Origin of the sequence: Kitasatospora sp. NPDC008115, assembly GCF_042957205.1 — a bacterium.
Classification (GTDB): Bacteria; Actinomycetota; Actinomycetes; order Streptomycetales; family Streptomycetaceae; genus Kitasatospora.
Genome location: NZ_JBIBHU010000039.1, coordinates 16,928 through 33,514, shown reverse-complemented (window position 1 = coordinate 33,514; position 16,587 = coordinate 16,928). Strand labels below are relative to the sequence as shown.

Genomic DNA, 16,587 nt, shown 5'->3' with positions numbered 1-16,587 from the left:
CCCGAAGCGCGGCGCACCGCGATCCCGTCCCTTCGGGTGGTGGACGCCCGGCTTCCGGGACCGCGCTCAGCGCATGTGGCTGCCGCCGTTGATGTCGAAGGTGGCGCCGGTGACGTACCCGGCGTCCTCGCCCACCAGGTACGCCACCAGCGCGGCCACCTCCGCAGCCCGGCCCATCCGGCCCACCGGGACGGAGCGCGCCGCCGCCCCCGCGCCGAGCCGCGCCACGGCGGGGGTGTGGACGGCGGCCGGGGCGACGGCGTTGACGGTCACCCCGGCCGCCGCGAGGTCCCGGGCGAAGATCTTGGTCAGCACCAGCACCCCGGCCTTGGCGGCGGAGTAGTGCGGACCGGCGAGCATGCCGCCCTGCTGGCCGGCCAGCGAGGCGAGATTGACCACCCGCCCCCAGCCGCGTTCGCGCATCGCGGGCGCGCAGAGCCTGGTCAGGGTGAGGACGCTGCGCAGATTGGTGGCCAGCACGGCGTCCCACTCCGCCAGGCCGACGTCCCACACCGAGCCCGGGGCGGTGCGGGCCGCGTTGTTGACCAGGATGTCGGGGGAGTGCCAGACGGCGCGGACCTCGCGCAGCGCGCCGTGCACGGCGTCGGGGTCGTCGACGTCCGCGCGCAGCGCCAGCGCGCGGTTCCCGCCGGGGTCGAGCCGCTCGCGCAGGGCGCTCACCGCCTCGCCGTCGACGTCCAGCAGGGCCACCCGGTGGCCCAGTTCGTGCAGCCGGGCGGCGGTCGCGGCGCCGATGCCGCCGCCCGCGCCGGTGACCAGCGCCACCCGGGCGCCGGGCGTCGTCGTGGTCGTCATCGTCTCCACCCCTGTCTCAGATCACCGGGCCGGCGGGCAGCGGGGCCCCGAGCAGGGCGCGGCCGTAGATCTCCTGGTGGGTCTGGACGCTGAGGGCGGCGTGCCGGGAGGCCGTCTCGATGTCGCGCCAGATCCGCTGCAGTTCCGCGCCGTCCGCGAAGCTGCCCGCGCCCGCGGTGTCCAGCAGCAGGCCCACCGCCTCGCGGGCGCAGCGCACTGCGTGCGCGGCGTCCATCCGCAGCCGGGCCCGCTCCACCGGCGGCGGCAGCAGGCCGGCGCCCGCGTGCGCGTCCACCTCGTCGGCCGCGCGGCGCAGGTGCAGGCGCGCGGTGTCGGTCAGCGTCGCGGCCCGGGCCACGTCGAGCTGGTGTGCCGGGGCCTCGGCGACCAGCCGGTACAGCGGGGAGAGGGCGCGCCGGCCCCGCGCCACGGAGTCCAGCACCCGCTCCAGCGCCGCGGCGGCGAGGCCGACCGCCGTCGCGACCAGGGGCAGGTTGATGGAGAGGTGGAAGAGGACCAGCGGCTCGCCGGGGTGGCGGCGGCGGTAGACGCCGTCCGCCATGGCGGTGAGCGAGACCGTGCGTGAGTCCGGCACGAACACCCCCTCGGCGAGGGCGGTGTCACTGCCGGTGCCGCGCATCCCGGCCATCCGCCAGACCTCCTCGACGGCCAGCGCGCCGGCGGGGACCAGGGCCAGCAGGCGTTCCGTACCGGCGTCGGCCCGTTCGAAGCCGAGCAGGGCCCAGGAGGCGTGGTGGATGCCGGAGATCCAGGCCCACCGGCCGTCCAGGGTCCAGCCCCCGTCGACGCGCCGGGCCGCGCCCGACGGGTTGGCGGTGCCGCAGACGACGGTGTCCGGGTCGTCCCGCCACAGGGCCGCCCGCACGTCATGGTCGAGCTGGGAGGCGAACAGGGCGCCGCCGTAGGCGATGCCGACCGTCCAGGAGGCGGCGGAGCAGCCGCGCGCCAGCTCCTCGCACACCTCCACCGCCGTGCGCACGGAGGCGCCGTGGCCGCCGAGGGCCCGGGGTGTGCCGAGGCGCAGCAGCCCGGCCTCGCGCAGGGCGGCCAGGGCGGTTCCGGTCAGACGGCGCCGCTCCTCGGTGCGGGGGGCCTGCTCGGTCAGGAGCGGCACCAGCGAGCGGGCCGCCGCGACCGGCCCGGGGTCGTCGGGGCGGTGCGCGGTGGCGGGAGGCGCGGTGTCCATGGTCGTCCTTTCCCTCTCTCGGGTGGTGCCGGCGTCAGTAGGCGACGACATTGGCGAGTTCCTCGCCCGCCGCGAACCGCCCCAGCTGGCGGCAGATGAGGGCCTCCAGCCGGGGCCACATGGTGGAGGTGAACGCGCCGACGTGCGGGGTGACCAGCACCCCGGGCGCCGCGCGCAGCGGATGACCGGCCGGCAGCGGCTCCGGGTCGGTCACGTCGAGCGCGGCGCGCAGCCCGCCCTCGCGCACCCGGGCCAGCAGGGCGGCGGTGTCCACGACCTCGCCCCTGGCGACGTTCACCAGCAGCGCGCCGTCGCGCACGCGGGCCAGCAGGTCCGCGTCCACGAGGTGGTGGGTGGCGGGTGTCAGCGCGGGTGTCAGCACGATGACGTCGGCGTCCGCGACGAGCTCCGGCAGCCGGTCCGCGCCGTGCACGGGCCCGCGCGGGCAGTCGCGCGCGGTGCGGGCGACCCGGGTGACCGCGCAGCCGAACGGGGCCAGCAGTCCGTCCAGGGCGCCGCCGACCGCGCCGTAGCCCACGATCAGCACCGAACGCCCGTACAGCGAGGGCGTCACGGCCGGCCGCCACACCCCGGCGCGCCGGCCGCGGGCGTACTCGGGTACCCGGCGCAGCGAGGCGAGGACGAGCGTCAGCGCCAGCTCGGCGGTGCTGCGGGCGTGCACACCCCGGGCGTTGCACAGGGTGACCGGCCCCGGCAGCCGGCGCAGCCGCGCCCCGAGCCCGTCCGTTCCCGAGCTGAGCGCCTGGACGGCCCGCAGCCGCGTCATCCGTTCCAGCGGCCGGCCGATGATGCCGAGGTCCTGGACGAGCGGCGGCACGTAGAACTCCACGGTGCCCGGGTCCGAGGGGAACGGCGAGCGACCGTCCCAGTGGGCGTAACGCAGGGTGCCGGGCAGGCCGGCGAGGCGGGTGAACTCGGCGGGCAGCCAGACCTGCCGGCGGTCCGGGGGCGCGTCGCTGGGCACGGTGGTCGGCCTTTCGCTTCGGGGTCCCGGCATACGCCGGTCATCCGATACGACCGGACAGGCCCGCCGGTTGTGACAGCGCACGCTGCCGCGCGGTCCGGATTCGAGGGGGATCGAAGGGCTTTGCCCGGGCGGGCCGCGCCCGGTGACGCTGGGTTCGCCGGATCCGACCCGGCCCCGTCGACCGCCGAACCCGTGAACGAGGAGTTCCCATGACCCGTACGTCCACGCTCCGCCTGCGCGTCACCGCCGTGGCCCTCGCCGCCTCGGCCTGCCTCCTCGGGGCCGCCGCCTCCGCGCAGGCAGCCCCGGCCGGTGCCGGGAGCGCCGTCAGCGTTCGCTCGGGCGGGTCCGCCGCCGTGACCGAGACGGCGCAGTTCACCGCCGGCAGCTCCGGCGGCTCGATGGAAACGGCCAGCACGGGCGCGGTCAACCTGGCCTACCTCTACGCGCAGGGGGCGGGCTGGCAGCGCAGCCAGTGCTACGTCCTCGCCGTCGACCTCAGGTCGACCGGCGGCGGCTGGTTCTCCGCGAGGGCGACCCTGTTCTGCCAGCGCTGAACCGCCGAACGGCCACCGCCGGGGCGCACCGACGTGCCCCGGCGGGCGGGCGGCTTCGCCCACGGCACCCGGGCTCCTGCGGTGGTGGGCCCGGCGGCCGGAGACCGCCCCGGTGGCAATGCGGGCGCCGCCGCGCGCCGCGCGGGCCGATGCGACGCCCGGGCAGTGACCCGCGTCACCATCCGGACGCCGCCGGCCGGATCCGCGCGATCATGACCGGATGGACGCCCGATTCCTCGGCATCACCGAGTTGACCGAAACCCCGTCCGTCGCGGTCGTCATCGACGTGATGCGCGCCTACACGGTGGCCGCCTGGGCCTTCGCCCGGGGGGCGGAGAAGATCGTTCTCGCCGGGTCGCTGGACGAAGCCCTCGCGCTCAAGGCCCGCCACCCGGACTGGGTGGCGCTCAAGGACGGCCCGCCCGCGCCCGGGTTCGACGCCGTCAACTCGCCGGCCATGCTGCGCTCCGCCGACCTCACCGGACGGACCGTCGTGCAGAAGACCACGGCGGGCACCGTCGGAGCCCTCGCGGTGAAGGACGCGTCGCTGGTGCTCTGCGCGAGCTTCGTGGTGGCGGAGGCGACGGCCCGGCTCCTGCGGACGGGCGGGTGCGACGGCGTCACCTTCGTCGTCACGGGCGAGGACGGGCGCGCCGAGGAGGACCTCGCCTGCGCCCAGTACATCGCCCGGAGGGTCACCGAGCCCGGGACGGACGCGGCCGAGTTCCTCCGCCGCGCCGGCGCATCACGCGCGGCCGCCGAACTGTCGGAGGGGGTGCGCCAAGGAGCCCACCCCGACGACGTCGCCCTCTGCCTCGAACTCGACCGCTTCCCCTTCGCCATGGCGGCGGCCTGGGAGGACTCGCTGATGGTCCTCCGCCCCCGCGCCGTGCCTGCGCCGACCGGCGGCGCCCGGGTCTGACCTGCGCGCGGGTCAGACCGTCCGGCGATGCTCGGCGGCGGCCGCCCGGACCTCGGCGAGCGCCCGCTCGCGGTCGACCGCCGGTGGCCGGAACCGGCCTCCGGCCGCCCGGACGTGCTCCTCCCAGCGGTCCTCCCAGAACTCGACCGTCCACCCGGGCCACCGCCTCGGCATCTCGTACGCCTCCGCCGCCGACCCGAGCACCCACCAGCCCACCCGGCGCCGCAGCGGATCGACGTGGACCCCGGCTTCGGCCGCCACCCGGCACACGCCGTGCTCCGGGGCGCCCACCAGCCGGTCGAGCAGGGCGCTCCCCTCCCGGACCGGGTGGTCGCCGGCGGTCGCCACCACGAAGCAGCGGTCCGACCCGACCGTCACCACCGCGGCCATCGGGTCCGGCTCCGCGAGGCCCTCGTCGTCCGGCTCCAGCAGCGCCCCGGCCGAGGTCCCGCCGTCGCGGTCACGGACGTGCTCCGGGTCCAGCCCCAGGTAGGTCCGCAGATCCGCGTTGCCGTCGTACGCCCAGCGCACCTCCCACCCCGCCCAGGCCTGCCGCAGCAGCTCCAGGGTCGCGGCCCGGTGCCGCAGGCCGACGCTCGGCCCCTCCCAGGCGAACAGCAGCAGCACCTTCCGGCCGAGGTCGAGCAGTGCCGCCCCTTGGCAGAACACGTCGTCCAGCCACCGGTCGTCCGCGCTCAGCCGCCGGACCATGGCGAGGGTCCCGGCCGGCCCGACGAGCAGGTCGAGGTCGATCCCCACGGCGCCGAAGCGGGAGAGGTACAGCTCGTACTCGCCGCTCCCGCGGACCACGACGAAGTTCGCACGATCGGCCACGGGCCCACCCTGGCCGATCACAGCACGTCCCCGCCAATGGATTTCCGCCTGGGACGTCCCGCGCGGCCGTTCCAGGCAGGGCATGAATTCGCAGGTCGGAAGGGGTGGAACCGTTCCAGCGTGCCGGATCGCCCGGAGGGGCTGGCGAGTGGGGCGGACGGCGGGTCAGAGTGCTGCTCGGCGGGGCGCCGGGTCCGGCGCCGACCGCCCCCTCCAAGCCCTTCGCTCCTCCAGAGGTCCGTCATGCCCGTTCGCCGTGCTCTCTTCGTCCCCGCCGCGCTCGCCGCCGCCGCCCTCGCCCTGACCGCCTGCGGGCCGGACGGGTTGTCCGACGGGCCGCAGCCGGCGAAGCAGACCTCGGCCTCCGACCCGAAGCCCGCCGCCCCGGACGCCGCGGCGCCGAAGCCCGCCGCCACCGACGCCGCCGCCGCTCCGGCGCCGGCGGCACCCAAGGCGACCGCATCGGCCCCCGCCGCCGGCAGGCCCACGGCGGCGGGCGCGTCCGGGGCGGCCGACGACGACGCCTACGCCTACGCCCACCCGTGCGAGGGCAAGGACCTGACGGTCCGGGTGACCGCCCGCCCCGAGGCGCCGACCCAGCGGGTGATCGAGGTGCGCAACCAGGGCGCGCACGCCTGCGGCCTCAGCTACCACCCGCTGGTCAGCCTCGGCGACTCGCACGCCGCCGACCGCGGCAAGGACGTCAGGCCGCTGGTCCCCGGCGGCCTGGGCGGCGCCCCCGCCCACCCGGTCGGTGCCGGAAAGACCGCCTACGCGGTGATCGACCTCAACCCCGGCGGCGCGAGCACCGGCACCGCGCCGGGCATCGACCAGCTCAACGTGCTGGCCGACGGCGACCACATGCCCACCGCCGAGACGCGCAACTTCCCGCTCGGCTCCGGCGCGAAGGTCCTCAAGCCGAGGCTCGGCCTCTACCGGGCCACCGTCGCGGACGCGGCCGCCTCAGCGGCCACCGCGGACCAGCAGCCCTGAGCCCGGCCCAGCCCCGCCCGCCGGGGGAGGGGCCGGCGCCCGGCGCCGTCACAGCGTGGTGAGGACGTCCTCGTGCACCTCGTCCAGGACGAAGCCGTTGTCCCAGCGGACCCGGACCGTCACCCGCCTGCCCCGCCCCCGGTACGCGGCCCACTGCGGCTCCAACCCGGCGATCTCCGCCTCCAGCCGCTCGCGGCTCGCCTGCGGCATGGTGTGCCCGTAGTCGTCGAGGAGCGCCTTGAGTCGCTGGTACTCGCGGACCTCCTGGCTCTGGGGGAGTTCCCCGTTCACCCGCTCGACGGTGCCCTCGATTCCGGCGCCCAGCGAGAGGAACCCGACGACCGCCGCGGGCTCCCCGGCGTGCGCGTCGCCGATCCCGAGGTCCTCGGCCAGCCGGACGCGACGGCCCTCCTCCAGGGTCATCCGTTCTCCGCCTCTCCGTCGATCGCCCACCGGGCACCCCGCGGTGCCGCACCGTCACGGTACCCGGCGCCCGGCGGCGGGCGACACGCGACAGGCGCCCGGGGGTGTGCCCGCGGACCCGGCGAGGCCGCGCGATCGATGAGCCAGGCTCATCGATCGATGAGGTCATCGATCTTGTTCGGCCCATTCCCCGGCTGATGGGCTGATCGCATGACAAACGCGGAAACCCTCGCCCCACCGCCCGCTCCGCCCACCGCCCCGCAGCGCTGGTCGCCGGTCCTCGCCGTCGCCCTCGCCACCTTCACCCTGGTGTCCTCCGAGATGATGCCGGTCGGGCTGCTCACCGAGATGTCGCACGGCCTCGGGGTCAGCGACGGGGTCACCGGACTGTCCCTCACCATCACCGGCCTGATCGCCGCCGCGCTCGCCCCCTTCGCCCCGCGGCTCGTCGGCCGGCGCGAGCGCCGCGCCGTCCTGGTGGCCTTCATGCTGCTGCTCGCCCTGGCGAACGCGCTCACCGCCCTGGCCCCGGGCTTCGCCGTCCTCGCCGCCGCCCGGATCCTGCTCGGCGTGGCGATGGGCATCGTCTGGGGTCTGGTCACCGGCCTCGGCCCGCGCCTCGCCGAAGGCCCGCGGACGGCCCTCGCCATGACGCTGGTCTTCTCCGGCGTCTCCATCGCCTCCGTCCTCGGCGTCCCGCTGGGGACCTACCTGGCCGCGCTGTTCGACTGGCGCTTCGCGTTCTGGACGCTCGCCGCCCTCGGCGCCCTCTGCGCCACCGCCCTCGCCACCGTCCTGCCCGAGCTGCCCGCCCCGCCGGTGCACGACGGCGAACGGCCGGGCGGACCGGCCTCGGCCCTGCGCCACCGCGGCGTGGCCGTGGCGATCGCCGTCACCGCCTTCGTCGTGCTCGGCCACTTCGCCGGCTTCACCTACGTCCGCCCCGTCCTCGAAGCCGACGCGGGCCTGAGCAGCGGTGTGATCGCCGGCTGCCTGCTGGTCTACGGCGTGGCGGGGGTCGCCGGGAACTTCACCCTCGGCCCGCTGTCCGGGCGCCACCCCGGGGCGGCCGTCGCCGCCGCCCTCACCGGCGTCGCCCTGGCCGCCGCGCTGCTCCCGTTCGCCACCGGCGGCATGGTCGGGGTGCTGCTCGTCCTGGTCCTCTGGGGCCTCTCGTACGGCGGGGTGTCGGTGGCCACCCAGGCCTGGGTGCGCACGGCCGCCCCGGCGGTGACCGAGGCCTCGGCGGCCCTCTGGGCGGGGGTGTTCAACGCGAGCATCGCGCTCGGCTCCCTCGCCGGCGGCCTGGTGGTGGACCGCGCCGGGAACCGCGCGGTCCTGTTCACCGCGGCGGGCCTGGCCGCCGCCGGACTGCTGCTCACCGTGCCGGCGCGGCCGTCCGGCCACCGGCGGCGCCGGTAGCCCGCGGGCTCAGTCGACCTGCCCGCGCAGCAGACCGACGAACTCCGCCGCCAGCGGATGCGCCCGCCCCTCCCGCTGGACGAGCACCAGGTCGGTCGGCTCCAGCCCGGGCACCGGCAGGTAGCGGATGTCCGGCCGCTGGACGTACGACGTGCTGCGCTCGCACAGCAGCAGCCCGTGGCGGGTGCTCGCCACCATGGACAGCCCCTCCTGGAGGGTGACCGCCCCCGCCGGGTAGGACAGCGCACGACCGCCCGGAGTGCGCCGGGGCGCGTTCGCCTGCCGCCAGTAGTCGGGGGCCGGGCCCCGAGGTTCGACCAGCGCCAGCGCGGCCAGTTCCTCGGCGTCCACGGCGTCCGCTCCGGCCAGCGGCTGCGCGGCGTTGACCGCCACGTACACCGGCTGCCGGGAGAACGTCATCAGCACCTCCAGCCCCGGCTCCCGGCACGGGGCGAGCACGATGGCGAGGTCCACCTCACCCCGGGCGAGCTGCGAGAACGGGTCCGCCCACGGGATCTCGACCAGCCGCGTGGTGCCCTCCGGCAGGCCCGCGATCACCCGGGCGACCGGCTCGTACACCGCGCACTGGAAGCCCAGCCGCAGCGGCCGGGCCGTGGCAGCGCGGGTGCGGGCCGCGTCGTAGCCCTCCCTGAGCCGCTCGAACGCGGGCACCACCTGCTCGGCCAGGGCGCGTCCGAGGGCGGTCGGCTCGACGCGGCGGCTGGTCCGCCGGAACACCGGGGCGCCGACCCGGCTCTCCAGGCGTTTGATCAGCTGGGAGACCCGCCCCTGGGAGAGGCCGAGGCGCTGCGCCGTCCGGCCGAAGTGCAGCTCGCGGACGAGGACGGAGAAGCACTCCAGCTCCTGCAACGGCAGTTCGGGCAGGAGCGGCGCGGGCGTCGGTGGTTCCACCTCGGCAGCCTACGCCCCACCCTCCCGGGCCCGCCGAACGCCGGTGCCCGGCCATGATCGGAACGGCTGGTACTCGACTGTGTGCGGGCGCCGCCGCAGCCCTACCGTCATTGGTCTGAACCACTCCTCGGAAAGGAAACCAACCATGAACCGCTCCAGACGAGTTGGACCGGCCCTCGCCGCCGCCGCGGTGGCGCTGACACTGTGCGCAGGGCCCGCGGTCGCGGTCGGGCAGCCCGCGGCCGCGCAGCCGGCGGCGCCCGTGGCCTCCGGCAGCACCCTCGCGGCGAGTACGGCGGCGGCCGGTGCGGCCGCGACGGTCGGCGAGTACCCGCCCCGGACGTACACGCTCACCAGCAACGCCCCCGAGGCCGGCGGCAAGTGTCTGGACGTCTACGACTGGGGCAACGGGCCCTGGGTCCAGATGTGGGGCTGTCACGGCGGCGCCAACCAGTCCTGGAACATCTCGTTCAACGCCACCAGCGGCGGCTACCAGATCCGGAGCAACGCCGGCGGCAAGTGCGTCGACGGCTACCGGGGCCGGGGGCAGCAACTCGTCCAGCTCCCGTGCGACAACAGCGCCTCGCAGTCCTGGACCGTACCCGCGAGCGCCGGCCGCTGGCGCTTCGTCAACCGCGCGTTCCCCAGCGTGCCTCCCGGCTTCCCCGGTCCCGCCGGCCAGTGCCTGGACATCTACGACTGGGGCCGCGGCAACGTGGTCCAGCTGTGGGACTGCGGCTACGGCCAGGGCAACCAGGAGTGGTGGTACAACTGATCCACCCCGGGCCCGAAGGCCGAACGCGCCGCGGTCCGTCCCCTCGACGGACCGCGGCGCGGCGGTTTCACCGGATGTCAGAGGCTCCCGGTCACACGGCCTGCCAGAGCGCCGGGACGTTCGACGGCTCCCAGCCGGCCAGGGCGGTGTGGCCCTGGAGGCAGCGGTAGCTGACCCCGTTGTAGGTCACGACGTCACCCGCCTGGTAGGTGGTGCCGACGGTCCAGGTGCCGCCCGGGTTGGGCGTGCCGTTACCGACCGTCAGCGTGAACTGGGCGGTGTGGACGGTGCTCCCGGCGGTGCCCGTGACGGTGACCGGGTAGCTGCCGGTCGCGGCGGACGAGGCGGCCGACAGGGTCAGGGTGGCGGCGGAGCCGGCCTGGACGGACGACGGGCTGAAGGTCGCGGTGACGCCCGACGGCAGGCCGGAGGCGGTCAGCACGACGGTCTGCGCGGTGCCCGAGGTGACCGCGGTGTTGACGGTCGCCGTGGTCGAGGCGCCGGGCTTGACCGAGCCGGACGACGGGCTCAGCGACAGCGAGAAGTCGTTGCTCCCGTTGTTGTTGCAGGTCGGGTCGCCGGCCTGGGCCGGGACGCTGACCGCGTCCCAGGCGGCCTTGGTGCGGTTGAACAGGTTGCAGCTCGGGTCGAGGCTCTTGGCGGCGGTCAGGGTGGTGGTGCGGTACTTCTTGTGGGTCATGCCGCTGGTCTTGAGCAGCATGCCGCCGTAGAAGATCCGGCCCGCGTCCTTGATGCCGACGCCGGTGAGCGTGGAGTTGTTGCAGGTCGGGCTGGTGGGCTTGCCGCCGCCCGGGTTGGAGCCCTCGGCGAGCAGGTAGAACCAGTGGTTCAGCGGGCCGGCGGCCGCGTGGACCTCGGTGCTCGGGATCGAGGCGGAGTAGCAGTTGGGGTTGTTGCTGACGAGCGAGGGGTTGTACATGTTGCGGATCGGGCCGCGGCCGACCAGGTTGATCATCTCGCCGACCAGGTAGTCCGGGTCGTCGTAGGGGGAGGTCTGGTTGGCGTAGGCCTCGGTCAGCGCGCCGAAGATGTCGCCGGTGGCCTCGCCCAGGCCGTTCTCGTTGTTGGCGCCGCCGGGGGTGAACTGGTCGATGCCGTGGCCGAACTCGTGGCCGACGACGTCGATCGAGGAGATCCACTCGTTCGCCTGGCTGTGGCCGATCGAGATCGAGGAGCCGTCCCAGTAGGCGTTGACGTCGTTGAGGCCGACCTTGACCGGCCAGCTGCCGCCGTTGCCGTTGTGCCCGTTGCGACCCAGCCAGTCGCGGAGCATGTCCCATTCCTTCTGCGCCGCGAACATGGCGTCGCCGCAGCCGGTCTCCTTGCTGGTGGCGCTGCCGTTGCCCCACGAGTCCGAGGACTTGGTGAACACCTGGCCGGTGGCGTTGTCGGCGCAGCTCAGCCCGGGACGGCTCGGGTCGCGCAGCGAGAAGGAACTGCCGGAGCCCGTGGTGTTGATGGTCGGGGTGGGGCCGTTCCACTTGCTGTTGAGCGTTCCGGCCCGGACGTCGTCGTAGCTCTCGATGACCTCGCCGGTGGTGGCGTCGACGAAGACGTGCAGGCGGCTGGGGGCCTCGCCGGTACGGCCGGTGAGCACGGTCTCCCAGGCGAGTCGGCCGCTGTCGCCGTCCTTGACGCGCACGACGAGGCGGCGGGACTCGACGGAGTCGACGGTGGCCAGCTTGGTGCGCGCGGTCTTCTCGGCCTTCTGGGCGCTGATCCGGGCGGTGGTGGTGCCGCCGACCGGGCCGGTGGCGGCGGACTGCAGGCCGTGGACCTGGCCCTGGGAGTCCGCGAGGACGACGGCGTCGCCGCCGACCACCGGCAGGCCCTTGTAGGTGCGCTCGTAGGCGACGGAGTAGAGGCCGCCGACCCAGGGGGTGACGTTGGTGCGCTCGTAGGTGTCGTCCGAGCCCTTGGCCAGGGCGTTCGCGCCCCCGGCGACCGCGGCGTCGGCGGCCTGCACGGCGGCGGCCGGTCCGCTCGGCGGGGCGGGGACGGGCGCGGCGGTGACCGGGCCCGCAGTGGCGGCGATGGTGCCGGCCAGCACGGTCAGCGTGGTCGCGGCGGTCAGCAACCGGCCTGCGGTGGCACTGCGTTTCATCGAGGCTCCTAGCTTGTGGGGGTCCTCGACCGCGGAGGGAATGGCTGGTGGCACACCGCAGGGCCGTGTGTGGGGACGGCCGTGCGGGCCGTCCGCGCTCGGGTGCTCGAACCCTCACATGACGTCATGCTCCGGTCAACGGTTGGTGCGTGTGATGCCCGGGGTTGGCAAGTTCCGTCAAGCCGGGGCCCCGGTTCCGGACCGGACCGGACGTTGCCCGAACGGACCCGCGATTGGGGATCGCGGACCGGCTACCGGTAGCGTGAGCTGCGGGTTCGGCGGGAGGCCGGGCCGGGGCCGTGGTGCGGGGGAGTCCTGGTGGGAGTGGAAACCGACGAGTTCGCCGGGACGCTGAGGGCGCTGAAGGAACGTTCGGGCCACAGCTACGGGGCGCTCGCGACCCGGCTGCACACCGGCACCTCCACCCTGCACCGGTACTGCAACGGCGCCGCGGTCCCCACCGAGTACGCGCCGGTGGAGCGGTTCGCCCGCGCCTGCGGGGCGAGCGACGAGGAACTCGTCGAACTGCACCGCCGCTGGATCGTGGCGGACGCGGCGCGGCGCCGGGAGAGCGGCACGACGGCGACCAGGCCCCGGCCGGCCGCCGCGCCTCCGGCAGCGGTGCCACCGCCGTCCCTCCCCACCGCGACCACCGCGATCACCGCGATCACCGAGACCGCCCCGACCGCCCCGACCGGCCCGGCCACCACGGCCGGCCGACGCCGCGTCAGGGCGGTGCTCGGCGCCGTGCTGGCGGTCGTCCTGGTCACCGCCGTTTCGGCGTTCGTCCTGTACGGCCGGGGCGAACCCGCCGCCCTCCCGCCCGCGCCGTCCGCCACACCGACCCTGCCACCGCCGCCCCCGTCCCCGACCCCGGGCAACACGCCGTCGAGCGCCGCCCCGGCCCCTGCCGAGGACACCCCGGCCCCCTTCCACGTCAACGTCCTGACCGACAACTGGGGCAGCCCCTGCGGCCAGTGGTTCCTCTCCGCCCGTACCCCGGGCCAGGTGGCCGTGCCGCCGGACAACCCCGCGGACGTCGACGGCTGGGCCGCCGCCCAGCAGGGCGTCCCCGGCGGACACCTGCGCCTGCAACTGACCGTCCAGGGCGCCGACGCCACCCCGGTCGTCCTGCACGCCGCGTACCTCCAGGTCGTCAGCACGCGCCCGGCGCCCAAGGGCAACGCCTACACCCCCGGCTCCGGCTGCGGCGGTGCCCTCACCCCGGCGGCCTTCGCGGTGGACCTCGACTCGTCCGCGCCCCGCGTCACCCCGGTGCCGGGCCTGGACGACGCGGGCGCGCCCGCCACGTCGAACTTCCCCTACCGGGTCTCCGCGACCGACCCTCAGGTCCTCAACATCGACGCCACCACCGCCTCCCAGGACGTCACCTGGTACCTCGACCTGGTCTGGAGCAGCGGCGACCGCCAGGGCCGGCTGCGCGTCGACGACCACGGCCGCCCCTTCCGCACCACCGCCGTCCGCGACGCGCCCGCCTACTTCCACGACGGCAGGGCCTGGTCCCGGACCGACCCCGAGCTCTGAGCGCCGCCCGCCCGCCCGCCCGGCCCGGCCGGTCCGTGAGGCTTGCCGGGCCGGCCGGGCGGGAATGGACGGGGCAGAGGCCCCGGCGGCTGCCGGGGGAGCGGGCGGCGGCGGGGCGCGGAACTGGGGGACGTGATGGGTCGTGGTGTTCGTGCGGCGCGCCGCGGAGCGCTGGCACTGGCCGTCTGGTGGCTGTGGATGCCGCTGCTCGCGGGCGTGGTGTGGCTCTTCAAGCACTTCGCGTTCGGTGGGTTCGGCCAGCAGGACCAGAGCTACGCGCTGCTGATCCGGCGGGAGTTCTTCCCGCACGGCGGCCCGCTGGACGCGGCGCCGCTGTTCTGGTTCTGGGTCGCCGTGGGGCTGTGCGGCACGGTGTGGGCGGTGGTGATCATCGCGGAGGAGGCCGGGGTCGGCCTCCGCGGCTGGAAGGTGCGGCTGACCCTGGCCGTGGTGGTGCTGGCGGTGGCCGGCTCGCTGCTGCGGGCGGGCACCGGGGTCTGGGACGACGACAAGGACGCGGGCCGCTTCTACGCGGCGGCGACCGTGCTTGACGTCCCGGCCACCGGCGCGGGCGCGCCGCGCTCGGTGCTGCCGGTGACCGAGCGCACCCGCCCGGGCGACGGCGGCCGCTGCGACCTGGTGGGCACGGCGGACGTGCCGGCCTGCGTGAAGACCGCGCCGATGCCGGACTTCGACTTCGAGGCGCGCACCGCCTCCTACGCCGCGGCGACCAAGGCGCTCACCGACAGCGCCGGACTGACCTCCGGGACCCACCTGCTGGGCCGCAGCCTGCATTACCTGCCCGACGCCTCGGAGGGCGGCGGGGTGTGGACGGCGGTCCTGGACGGCTCCGGCGAGCAGCCGATGGAGGGCGTCGCCGTCTGGGACGGCCGCTCGAACTCGGTGACCACCTGCGTCTTCCGCGGCGACCACGCCTTCGGCCGGGCCTTCGCCGGAACGGGGGCCGTCAGCCTGCGCAACCTGCTGGCCGAGCGCTTCCCGGAACTGGTCTACGGCGACAACGACATCCAGGGCTACTGCGAGGGCGCCGACCCCCGTACCGCCCGGCCGGTGGTGGTGATCTCGGTGGCACGCCAGATCGGCTTCCGCCAGCGCACGGTGCTGGAGCCGGCCGGCGTGCTGGTGCTGCGCGGCTCCGCGGACGGGCGCCCGGACGTGATCCACCGGGCGACCGTGGCCCCGGGCGAACTGCCGGTGGCGGTGTACGCGACCTCGGTGGTCCGCTCGCAGATCCACGAGGTGCAGTGGCTCGGCGGGCGCGGCGCCAAGGACGCGCGCGGCTTCGGCTACGCGCACACCTCGGCGGCGACCAACGCCACCAACCCGGGCGAGTTCCTGCTGCGCTCGAAGGCGGACGGCCACCTGTACTACGTCACACCGCTGGTGCCGCGCGAAAGCTCCTCGCAGCTGGTGGTGGCGTTCGCGGTACTCCAGGCCGACCGTGCCGGCGGCGGCCTCAACGACCTGCACGTCTACGTGCGCGGCGACGACGCCCCGTCGGTGAACCTGGACGTGCTGGCCAGCCGGATGGTGTCGTACATGGCGCAGCAGACCGGGATCACCATCAGCACCGGGAAGGGCGGCGCGCTCCAGGAGATCATCCCGTACGGCCGGGACATGTGGCGCGGCTTCGTGGACTTCAACGGCCAGACCCAGGACTACATCGACCTGTCGGGCGACGCCACGGTGACGCCCAACCTGGTGTCGCTGAACGGCAGCATCACCGCACCGGGCGGCGGGCCGTCCCCGACCCCCGTCCCGGCCCCCTCCACAGCGCCCACTGGACCCGCGACACCCGGGGCACCCACAGCACCCACACCCGCCGCACCGGCGGCCGGCTGCGGCGACGACCCGGGCCGGCTGACGACCGAACAGCTCGCCGCCTGCGTCGCGGAGCTCTCCAAGGCCCTCCAGGGACGCGTCCAGAACCAGGCCTCCCCGCGTCCCTGACCCGCCGCAGCCGACCCGCCCGGTCCCGTCTCAGCGACCGCGCCGCCGCCGGGGCGGGTCCAGGGGGAGCTGGTCACCGGTGGCGCCGGCCTCCAGCCGGCCGTAGTCCGGGTGGTCCAACCGGTGGTGGACGTAGATCTGGTCGGCCCACGGCGGGTCGAACGGGGTGAACGACCGCAGGCCCAGGACCCGGCCGATCGCCCGGTCGGGGTGGGCGGCGTTGAAGTCGGCGACCGCGGCGGCCTCGCCGATCCGCTCGATGGTCCCCGGCAGGTCGTCGAGGTAGCAGGTGACCCTCGGCAGCAGGTGCCCGTGCTCCGGGCCCCGGAACAGGCCGAGGGCCGTCGCCGTCGAGGAGCAGTAGTCCAGGTCGAGGGCGACGAAGCCGACCGGATGCCCCTTGAGCACCTCGGCGTGCGAGTCCAGGTAGTCGGGCAGCGTCCGGTCGAGGTCGCCGATCACCAGCTCGGCCGCTCCCAGCCGGGCCCGCAGCCGGTCGTGGTCCATCGTGTAGTAGCCGGGCGCGAACAGGTACGGGAGGTCCCGGGGGTCCTTGGGGGCCGGCAGCCCCGCCCCGCTGTCGAAGCCGACCACCCGCACCGCCACCCCGGTGGCGGCGGCGTAGTACCGGGCGTGCCCGGCGAGCGCCAGCAGCCCGTTGCCGCCCGCCACGCCGAACTCCACCACCGTGACGCCCCGGTGCCCCAGCCGCGCCGCCGACTCGGTCGCCCGCCGCACGCCGTACGCGTAGTGCGGCCGCTCGACCAGCCCGAACCGGTACGCGGACGCCGTCCCGACCCCGGGCAGCCGGCGCAGCAGCCGGTTGCGCACGGCGGTCCTGGTCCCGGACTTCGACCAGTCCCACAGCACGTCCGCCAGTCCGCCCGAGGGCTGACGGCCGAACGGATGCCCCTTCTGGGCGGTCGTCCTCGAACCCCTGCGCACGATGGACCTCCTCGGCGTGACGACACGGTCGGAGGAATCCTTCCCGCCCGTGCCCCGTACCGAATCGGCCTTCCCGGACCAGCGGCGAGTGTCGACTCCATCATGCCTCGTCAGAGGCCCCGCCGGTAGGACCGGAAGCACAGCGGATCGCG

At 75.4% G+C, this 16,587-nt stretch carries 15 protein-coding genes; 7 read left to right on the top strand and 8 right to left on the bottom strand.

The window, feature by feature from the left end:
* Window positions 1–66: 66 nt before the first annotated feature.
* Genes ACFZBX_RS34105 through ACFZBX_RS34095 form a run of 3 tightly spaced genes read right to left on the bottom strand, consistent with a single transcriptional unit; the run spans window position 67 to window position 3,008 of the window.
* Window positions 67–816, bottom strand: coding sequence for an SDR family NAD(P)-dependent oxidoreductase (locus tag ACFZBX_RS34105; protein WP_391537678.1), 750 nt, complete (start codon window positions 814–816; stop codon window positions 67–69).
* 16 nt (window positions 817–832) lie between these two features.
* On the bottom strand, window positions 833–2,023 hold the full coding sequence (locus tag ACFZBX_RS34100) for an acyl-CoA dehydrogenase family protein (protein WP_391537677.1): 1,191 nt from the start codon (window positions 2,021–2,023) through the stop codon (window positions 833–835).
* 34 nt (window positions 2,024–2,057) lie between these two features.
* Entirely contained in the window at window positions 2,058–3,008 is a 951-nt protein-coding gene (locus ACFZBX_RS34095; RefSeq protein WP_391537676.1) for a 2-hydroxyacid dehydrogenase, read from the bottom strand.
* Window positions 3,009–3,220: 212 nt separating this feature from the next.
* Here ACFZBX_RS34095 and ACFZBX_RS34090 point away from each other — a divergent pair, with 212 nt between their 5' ends.
* Both ACFZBX_RS34090 and ACFZBX_RS34085 read left to right on the top strand, forming a co-directional pair.
* Window positions 3,221–3,568 (top strand): hypothetical protein, encoded by a 348-nt coding sequence (locus ACFZBX_RS34090; RefSeq protein WP_391537675.1) that lies wholly within the window; start codon window positions 3,221–3,223, stop codon window positions 3,566–3,568.
* Between the two features lie 220 nt (window positions 3,569–3,788).
* Window positions 3,789–4,490, top strand: coding sequence for a 2-phosphosulfolactate phosphatase (locus ACFZBX_RS34085; protein WP_391537674.1), 702 nt, complete (start codon window positions 3,789–3,791; stop codon window positions 4,488–4,490).
* Window positions 4,491–4,502: 12 nt separating this feature from the next.
* Here ACFZBX_RS34085 and ACFZBX_RS34080 read toward each other — a convergent pair whose 3' ends face one another.
* Window positions 4,503–5,324 (bottom strand): hypothetical protein, encoded by an 822-nt coding sequence (locus tag ACFZBX_RS34080; RefSeq protein ID WP_391537673.1) that lies wholly within the window; start codon window positions 5,322–5,324, stop codon window positions 4,503–4,505.
* Between the two features lie 243 nt (window positions 5,325–5,567).
* Here ACFZBX_RS34080 and ACFZBX_RS34075 point away from each other — a divergent pair, with 243 nt between their 5' ends.
* Window positions 5,568–6,317 carry a DUF4232 domain-containing protein gene (locus ACFZBX_RS34075; RefSeq protein ID WP_391537672.1) on the top strand — a complete coding sequence of 250 codons (750 nt, stop codon included), beginning with the start codon at window positions 5,568–5,570 and terminating at the stop codon, window positions 6,315–6,317.
* Window positions 6,318–6,365: 48 nt separating this feature from the next.
* Here the strand turns inward: ACFZBX_RS34075 and ACFZBX_RS34070 are convergent, their stop codons facing one another.
* A complete protein-coding gene (locus ACFZBX_RS34070; RefSeq protein WP_391537671.1) occupies window positions 6,366–6,740 on the bottom strand; it encodes a hypothetical protein in 375 nt (124 codons plus the stop codon).
* A gap of 210 nt (window positions 6,741–6,950) precedes the next feature.
* On the opposite strand from ACFZBX_RS34070, the gene ACFZBX_RS34065 reads away from it, so the two are divergent.
* Entirely contained in the window at window positions 6,951–8,162 is a 1,212-nt protein-coding gene (locus ACFZBX_RS34065) for an MFS transporter (RefSeq protein ID WP_391537670.1), read from the top strand.
* Window positions 8,163–8,171: 9 nt separating this feature from the next.
* Here ACFZBX_RS34065 and ACFZBX_RS34060 read toward each other — a convergent pair whose 3' ends face one another.
* The gene (locus tag ACFZBX_RS34060; protein ID WP_391537669.1) at window positions 8,172–9,074 is read right to left on the bottom strand and encodes a LysR family transcriptional regulator; all 903 of its coding nucleotides are present in this window, start codon (window positions 9,072–9,074) and stop codon (window positions 8,172–8,174) included.
* Window positions 9,075–9,219: 145 nt separating this feature from the next.
* On the opposite strand from ACFZBX_RS34060, the gene ACFZBX_RS34055 reads away from it, so the two are divergent.
* Window positions 9,220–9,849 carry an RICIN domain-containing protein gene (locus tag ACFZBX_RS34055; protein WP_391537668.1) on the top strand — a complete coding sequence of 210 codons (630 nt, stop codon included), beginning with the start codon at window positions 9,220–9,222 and terminating at the stop codon, window positions 9,847–9,849.
* Window positions 9,850–9,940: 91 nt separating this feature from the next.
* Here the strand turns inward: ACFZBX_RS34055 and ACFZBX_RS34050 are convergent, their stop codons facing one another.
* Window positions 9,941–11,944, bottom strand: a complete 2,004-nt coding sequence (locus tag ACFZBX_RS34050) for a M4 family metallopeptidase (RefSeq protein ID WP_391537704.1) — start codon at window positions 11,942–11,944, stop codon at window positions 9,941–9,943.
* A gap of 348 nt (window positions 11,945–12,292) precedes the next feature.
* Between ACFZBX_RS34050 and ACFZBX_RS34045 the strand changes: the two genes are divergently transcribed.
* Window positions 12,293–13,519, top strand: coding sequence for a helix-turn-helix domain-containing protein (locus ACFZBX_RS34045; protein ID WP_391537667.1), 1,227 nt, complete (start codon window positions 12,293–12,295; stop codon window positions 13,517–13,519).
* A 135-nt stretch (window positions 13,520–13,654) separates the two neighbouring features.
* Complete coding sequence (locus tag ACFZBX_RS34040; protein ID WP_391537666.1) at window positions 13,655–15,490, top strand: hypothetical protein; 1,836 nt, start codon at window positions 13,655–13,657, stop codon at window positions 15,488–15,490.
* Between the two features lie 30 nt (window positions 15,491–15,520).
* Here the strand turns inward: ACFZBX_RS34040 and ACFZBX_RS34035 are convergent, their stop codons facing one another.
* Entirely contained in the window at window positions 15,521–16,435 is a 915-nt protein-coding gene (locus tag ACFZBX_RS34035) for a hypothetical protein (RefSeq protein ID WP_391537665.1), read from the bottom strand.
* Between the last annotated feature and the right edge of the window lie 152 nt (window positions 16,436–16,587).

Coding starts and splice junctions, on each gene's coding strand:
- ACFZBX_RS34105 (WP_391537678.1), bottom strand. CDS start 816: ATGACGACCACGACGACGCCCGGCGCCCGGGTGGCGCTGGTCACCGGC.
- ACFZBX_RS34100 (WP_391537677.1), bottom strand. CDS start 2,023: ATGGACACCGCGCCTCCCGCCACCGCGCACCGCCCCGACGACCCCGGG.
- ACFZBX_RS34090 (WP_391537675.1), top strand. CDS start 3,221: ATGACCCGTACGTCCACGCTCCGCCTGCGCGTCACCGCCGTGGCCCTC.
- ACFZBX_RS34085 (WP_391537674.1), top strand. CDS start 3,789: ATGGACGCCCGATTCCTCGGCATCACCGAGTTGACCGAAACCCCGTCC.
- ACFZBX_RS34075 (WP_391537672.1), top strand. CDS start 5,568: ATGCCCGTTCGCCGTGCTCTCTTCGTCCCCGCCGCGCTCGCCGCCGCC.
- ACFZBX_RS34070 (WP_391537671.1), bottom strand. CDS start 6,740: ATGACCCTGGAGGAGGGCCGTCGCGTCCGGCTGGCCGAGGACCTCGGG.
- ACFZBX_RS34065 (WP_391537670.1), top strand. CDS start 6,951: ATGACAAACGCGGAAACCCTCGCCCCACCGCCCGCTCCGCCCACCGCC.
- ACFZBX_RS34055 (WP_391537668.1), top strand. CDS start 9,220: ATGAACCGCTCCAGACGAGTTGGACCGGCCCTCGCCGCCGCCGCGGTG.
- ACFZBX_RS34040 (WP_391537666.1), top strand. CDS start 13,655: ATGGGTCGTGGTGTTCGTGCGGCGCGCCGCGGAGCGCTGGCACTGGCC.